This is a genomic window from Nostoc cf. edaphicum LEGE 07299, from assembly GCF_015207245.1.
Lineage (GTDB): Bacteria > Cyanobacteriota > Cyanobacteriia > Cyanobacteriales > Nostocaceae > Nostoc > Nostoc edaphicum_B.
On the sequence record NZ_JADEXF010000273.1, the window covers coordinates 1 to 5,816 of the forward strand.

A 5,816-nucleotide genomic window follows, 5' to 3' on the forward strand; every position below is an offset into this window, starting at 1 on the left:
GGCTAATTGTAACTGCTTCGCAGAAATTTCTTTTAGATTATGACTTCCCTATTGCTGCCATTGATGGGGATTTTGGGAATATTACAGCTCAAGCAACTCGTGATTATCAAACTAGCAATGCTTTAACAGTAACGGGAATTGTCGATACTGCTACTTATAAAAAAGCGCTAGAGCAAGGTTTTGCAATTTATTTTGCTATCTATACCAATGCCGGACAAAAACTATTAACCTATCTTAACTTTGGAGAAAATGAGGTCAAAGATTTACAAAAAAGTTTAACAGCGATCGGTCGTATGAATCCCCCATTAGTAGCTGATGGAGACTTTGGCCCCAACAGTACAAAAGGACTAGCCGAAACTTATAAAATCAGAGACATCAATTTTCGAGCCGAATTAGCTCAACAGCTTTCTAATACAACAAAAACCAAGCTTGGCATTGATTTGGAGTTGGCTTTAGACAACATAACTGAATACGCCAAAAAATTAAGACAACGACTAAGTGGAAAAGCCTGGATTAATGTTTTCCCAGACAGCGACTTAATTGATGATTTAGCTTCTCCCTTCCGCCAAAAAGTACAAGCTTTTGAGCAAGCCTTAAAAAATGCCGGGGCTAATATCAATATCTCTTCAGTATTCCGCCCATCAGAACGGGCTTATTTAATGCACTACGCTTTCCGTATTAGTAATAATGAAATTGCTGCCAAAGATGTTCCACCTATGCCTAATGTAGATATTAATTGGCTACATTACACCAATGCTGGTTCTGTTCAAGCTGCTAAAGAAATGGTGTCTGCTTATAATATTGCTTTTCGACCTGTTCTTACCTCTCGTCATACCCAAAGATTAGCAATTGATTGGGAAATTACTTGGTCAGGAACTTTAAAGATAAAAAACGCTAATGGAACGACAGTTAGTATTAATCAGCCACGAACGAGTTATGAAAATTCTATTTTATGGCAGGTTGGCCGTTCTTACGGTGTGATTAAATTATCTAGCGATCGCCCTCACTGGTCTTATGATGGACATTAATGGCTAGGAGGAACCGCATATATGGAAAATGCGGTTCGGAAGTTCAAAGTGAAATTATTGAAAAAGAATTCAGGAGTGAGCAAGCAAAGCTCCGCTAAGGCTCCAGAATAACTCTTTGTGGGGGATTTCTATTTGTGTCTCCCAATCTCTGCATATTTTTTGAGTACGGTAAACCGTATTTGCTCGTTAGTTCACAAAGATTAATTAAATTGTTAAGTTTAGTTACATAAATAAGTAAAAAAATGCTGCAAACATTGCTAAATGGGAGAAATTATGAGAAACAGTAGTAGACTTGAAGATCCACAGAAGCTGAACAACTTTGCCTTACCGTTAGCAAGTCTTCTCCCAAAGAGAGATGCAAGGGCTAACGAGCATCATGAGCCTTACAGCCCGTCGTAGACATTGCTTAGATTGGGCGAACATACCAGCATTTTTGACCAGTCTTTAATCAAGTTTCTCAAAGCGTTAAGGGAAATAAGGAACAGGGGAAGCAGGGGAAAACCAATGTTCAATGCTCCATGTCCTATGCCCAATTTTCAAGTTAGTTTTCATTATTTAAGGATTGGTAACATTTATGGGAATTAAAGAACAGCCTAAGTCACCTCGGTTTCGGATCGTTGCTAATATTTTACTGGCAGTATCAGGGCTATTCCTGCTATTAAATTTATTTTTGCCTGGTTTATTTGCTTCTGGCCCTACTGGTGTTCCCTATAGCCTGTTTATTCATCAAGTACAGGAAGGGGAAGTCAGCCGTGTTTCCGTTGGTCAAAACCAGATTGTTTACCAACTAAAAACAGAAAATTCCGAACCGGGCCAGGTGTTTGCAACTACACCGATCTTTGATTTAGAGTTGCCCAAACTGCTAGAAGAAAAGGGAGTTGAGTTCGCTGCTACACCGCCACCCAAAAATACTTGGTTTACAACCCTCTTAAGTTGGGTGATTCCACCACTGATTTTTATTGGTATTTGGCAGTTCTTTCTCGCTCGTGGTGGTGGTGGCGGTGGCCCCCAAGGTGCGCTTTCCATTGGTAAGAGCAAAGCTAAGGTTTACGTTGAAGGCGAATCCGCGAAAATCACCTTTGCAGATGTGGCTGGGGTAGAAGAAGCAAAAACTGAGTTAGTAGAAATTGTAGATTTCCTCAAGACTCCGGCACGGTTTACGCAAATTGGCGCTAGGATTCCCAAAGGTGTGCTGTTAGTTGGCCCTCCTGGTACTGGTAAGACACTTTTAGCGAAAGCCGTAGCAGGAGAAGCAGGAGTTCCATTCTTCAGCATCTCTGGTTCCGAGTTTGTAGAATTGTTTGTCGGTGTCGGTTCTTCTAGAGTCCGGGATTTGTTTGAACAGGCCAAAAAACAAGCTCCCTGTATTGTATTCATTGATGAATTAGATGCGATTGGTAAGTCTCGTAGCAGTAACGGCTTCTACGGTGGTAACGATGAGCGAGAACAAACCCTCAACCAATTATTAACTGAGATGGATGGGTTTGCGGCTGGGGATGCAACGGTGATTGTGCTAGCAGCGACCAACCGCCCGGAAACCCTAGACCCTGCTTTATTGCGTCCAGGCCGCTTTGACCGCCAAGTGTTAGTAGACCGTCCCGATTTATCTGGTCGTGAAGCAATTCTCAAGATTCACGCTCAAAAGGTAAAATTAGGAGATAATGTAGATTTAAAAGCGATCGCTACTCGTACTCCTGGTTTTGCTGGCGCAGATTTGGCAAACTTAGTGAACGAAGCCGCATTATTGGCAGCGCGTAATCTGCGTGAAAGGGTTGCTCAAGAAGACTTTGCCGAAGCAATTGAGCGGGTAGTTGCCGGTTTAGAGAAGAAGAGTCGCGTGATGAACGAGACTGAGAAAAAGATTGTTGCATATCATGAAGTTGGTCACGCAATGGTTGGAGCGCTCACAACCGGAAATGGTCGTGTAGAAAAGATTTCGATTATTCCTCGTGGAATGGCAGCTTTGGGTTACACTCTGCAATTACCAACTGAAGACCGCTTTTTGATGAATGAACACGAACTGCGGGGTCAGATTGCAACTTTGTTGGGTGGACGTTCCGCCGAAGAGATTGTGTTTAACAGTATTACTACAGGTGCTTCCAATGATTTGCAACGAGCAACTGACTTGGCAGAACGGATGGTAACAGCTTATGGTATGAGCAAAGTCTTAGGGCCATTGGCTTACCAACAAGGACAACAAGCAGCATTCCTGGGTAATGGCGGGGCTAATCCTCGACGGGCGGTAAGTGAAGACACATCCAAAGCCATTGATAGCGAAGTCAAGGAAATTGTGGAAACAGCCCACGAACAAGCCCTAGAGATTCTCAGACAGAATCGAGATTTGCTAGAAGCGATCGCTACTCAACTATTAGAAACAGAGGTCATTGAAGGCGAAAAACTGCACGATTTGTTGAGTCAGGTTAAACCTGTAACTCATTCGTAATTCGTAATTAAGAAAGTCAGGTTTTAAACTCAGAGGTACGCAGAGAATAACTTTGCGTACCTCTGCGTTAAACCTCCGCGTTACTTTGCGTTTTTAATACTCTGGAACTGAGGGATCGATTTCTCGACTCCAAGCGGTAATTCCGCCTTTAACATTCGTCCCTACAATTCCGGCTTCCTTGAGAATAGCTAGGGCTTTTGCCGATCGCCCGCCCATCTTACAATGAGCAATTAAGCGATGACCATTCAATATTTCCTTCACCTTAGCAACACCATTCCCATTTTCAATGTCTGGTAAGGGCACCAACACTGAACCCGGAATCTTGGCAATGTCATACTCATGGGGGTTGCGAACATCTAACAGTACAAAATCCTTTGCACCGCTATCCAACAATTCCTTTAAATCCTTGACAGTCATTTCTTGACTTTCCAACTGCTGTTTTGCCTCCTCTGCCTTAGCTTGTGGAATCCCGCAGAATTCTTCGTAATCTATCAACTTTTCAATTACTGGACGAATCGGGTTCGGACGCAGTTTTAACTCCCGAAATTTCATATCCAAGGCGTTGTATAGCAGCAATCGCCCGCTAAGAGTGTTGCCTTGTCCCAGAATTATTTTAACAGTTTCAGTTGCTTGGATTAAACCAATAATTCCTGGCAAAATTCCCAATACGCCACCTTCTGCACAAGAAGGAACCATCCCTGGTGGTGGTGGTTCTGGGAAAAGGTCACGATAATTCGGGCCACCTTCGTAATTAAATACAGTAGCTTGCCCTTCAAAGCGTAAAATTGAACCGTAGACGTTGGGCTTATTCAGCAATACGCAGGCGTCGTTAACCAAATATCTGGTGGGGAAGTTATCAGTACCATCCACTACGATATCGTAAGGTTGAATCAGCTCCAGGGCGTTTTCGGAAGTCAGACGAGTTTCGTATAAATCAACTTGACAATAGGGGTTAATCTCGTGAATGCGGTTTTTTGCCGATTCAATCTTGGGTTTACCCACCCAGGATGTACCGTGAATTACTTGGCGTTGCAGATTAGAAGTATCAACAACATCAAAATCGACAATTCCGATGCGTCCAACACCCGCCGCCGCCAAATATAAAAGTAGTGGTGAACCGAGTCCACCTGTACCGATACACATTACACTAGCGGCTTTCAGGCGCTTCTGTCCTTCTAGCCCTACTTCCGGTAAAATCAGGTGTCGGGAGTAGCGTTCGTAATCGTCTTTGGTCAACTGGATTTCGTCCAGATTGGGATTGAGCATAGCAGTTATGATGTGGGAAAGCGGAATATTAATCCTATCGAAAAACTGGATCTTATTAAGAGTAGGAAAGACGAATTTTCATCTGTGATAGCGGCAAAAACCGCTATGAGTGAGTGTCTTTAAACTAAAGCGTTAAATTATATTTTCAATTTTCTCTGTTTGAAACTGATGAGTATCATCAAGGCTCCAACTTTTGAGTTCTCCAGCTTTGCCGTTTTGGACGGAAACTATTATATACGAGTATCCCTGCCAAGCGTATAGGCGATCGCATTCTGAGGGTATGGCAGGATGATCTGGGTGGGAGTGAAAAATGCCGATAATGTTCAATGAGCGATCGCGTGCTTCCCTTTGTGTCTTTAGCATAACTTCGGGTGCGATCGTATATTGCCGTCTTTTACTTTCTGTTATGCGTCCTCCTGGAAACTCAGCAGCCGCTTCTGTATTCCAGGCATTTTCTGTTGGCATGACTTCTACCACAGTTTTGCCCTCATTAGCCAGATAGCCCAAAATTATACCACAGCACTCATCTGGGTAGGTGCTTTCGGCATGGGTGCGGATGGTTTGCAAGTGTTCTTGGCTAAGTCGGATCATCTCTGCATTTGTAATTTTCGCAACTTCTAACAATTCAGCATTCAACAAGAAAAATATATATTTTGTATCACTACTTCAAACATTTGTTTACTGCTTTCTTATTACTTATAAACTAAAAGTGCGAATCGTTGGCTAGAAACTAAAATCCATAAGGGTTTGGAGGATTAGCAGCAAGGTACAGAACCTTCTCCCAAAGGGAGAGGCTGCGCCAAGACAACTGAATGACCATGTAGGTGAGAGTTATTATCCTAGAACCCTCAAATCCTACCCCGTAGGTGTAGGGGTGAAAGCATCACCCCCAGGTTTGAGACTAGGGCGTGTTTTCAAACTATAACCACAAGAGAATGGAGGCAATCATAATCATTGCTGTATAATTATACCCATTTGAAAAAAGAATGTGACAGATGGTAAAAATATAGAGAGGTGGTATTAAGGGTGTGTGATGGCAGGGATAACGCATATCGAGATACAAGAGAGTGCAGATGAAC

The 5,816-nt window shown here is 42.8% G+C and carries 4 protein-coding genes; 2 read left to right on the forward strand and 2 right to left on the reverse strand.

The annotated features are described in order from the left end of the window. The coding region (locus tag IQ229_RS10210) for a peptidoglycan-binding domain-containing protein (protein ID WP_194043372.1) at window positions 1–1,028 on the forward strand (1,028 nt) is incomplete at its 5' end. Between the two features lie 574 nt (window positions 1,029–1,602). Then, the gene (ftsH4, locus tag IQ229_RS10215) at window positions 1,603–3,471 is read left to right on the forward strand and encodes an ATP-dependent zinc metalloprotease FtsH4 (protein ID WP_194043374.1); all 1,869 of its coding nucleotides are present in this window, start codon (window positions 1,603–1,605) and stop codon (window positions 3,469–3,471) included. A gap of 93 nt (window positions 3,472–3,564) precedes the next feature. Here ftsH4 and moeB read toward each other — a convergent pair whose 3' ends face one another. Together moeB and IQ229_RS10225 are read right to left on the reverse strand one after the other, a co-directional pair. Next, window positions 3,565–4,737, reverse strand: a complete 1,173-nt coding sequence (gene moeB, locus IQ229_RS10220) for a molybdopterin-synthase adenylyltransferase MoeB (protein ID WP_194043376.1) — start codon at window positions 4,735–4,737, stop codon at window positions 3,565–3,567. A 132-nt stretch (window positions 4,738–4,869) separates the two neighbouring features. Beyond that, window positions 4,870–5,328 (reverse strand): M67 family metallopeptidase, encoded by a 459-nt coding sequence (locus tag IQ229_RS10225; RefSeq protein WP_194043378.1) that lies wholly within the window; start codon window positions 5,326–5,328, stop codon window positions 4,870–4,872. Window positions 5,329–5,816: the final 488 nt, after the last annotated feature.

Excerpts from the sequence above, each read along its gene's own strand:
- ftsH4 (WP_194043374.1), top strand. The coding sequence starts at position 1,603 with ATGGGAATTAAAGAACAGCCTAAGTCACCTCGGTTTCGGATCGTTGCT.
- moeB (WP_194043376.1), bottom strand. The coding sequence starts at position 4,737 with ATGCTCAATCCCAATCTGGACGAAATCCAGTTGACCAAAGACGATTAC.
- IQ229_RS10225 (WP_194043378.1), bottom strand. The coding sequence starts at position 5,328 with ATGATCCGACTTAGCCAAGAACACTTGCAAACCATCCGCACCCATGCC.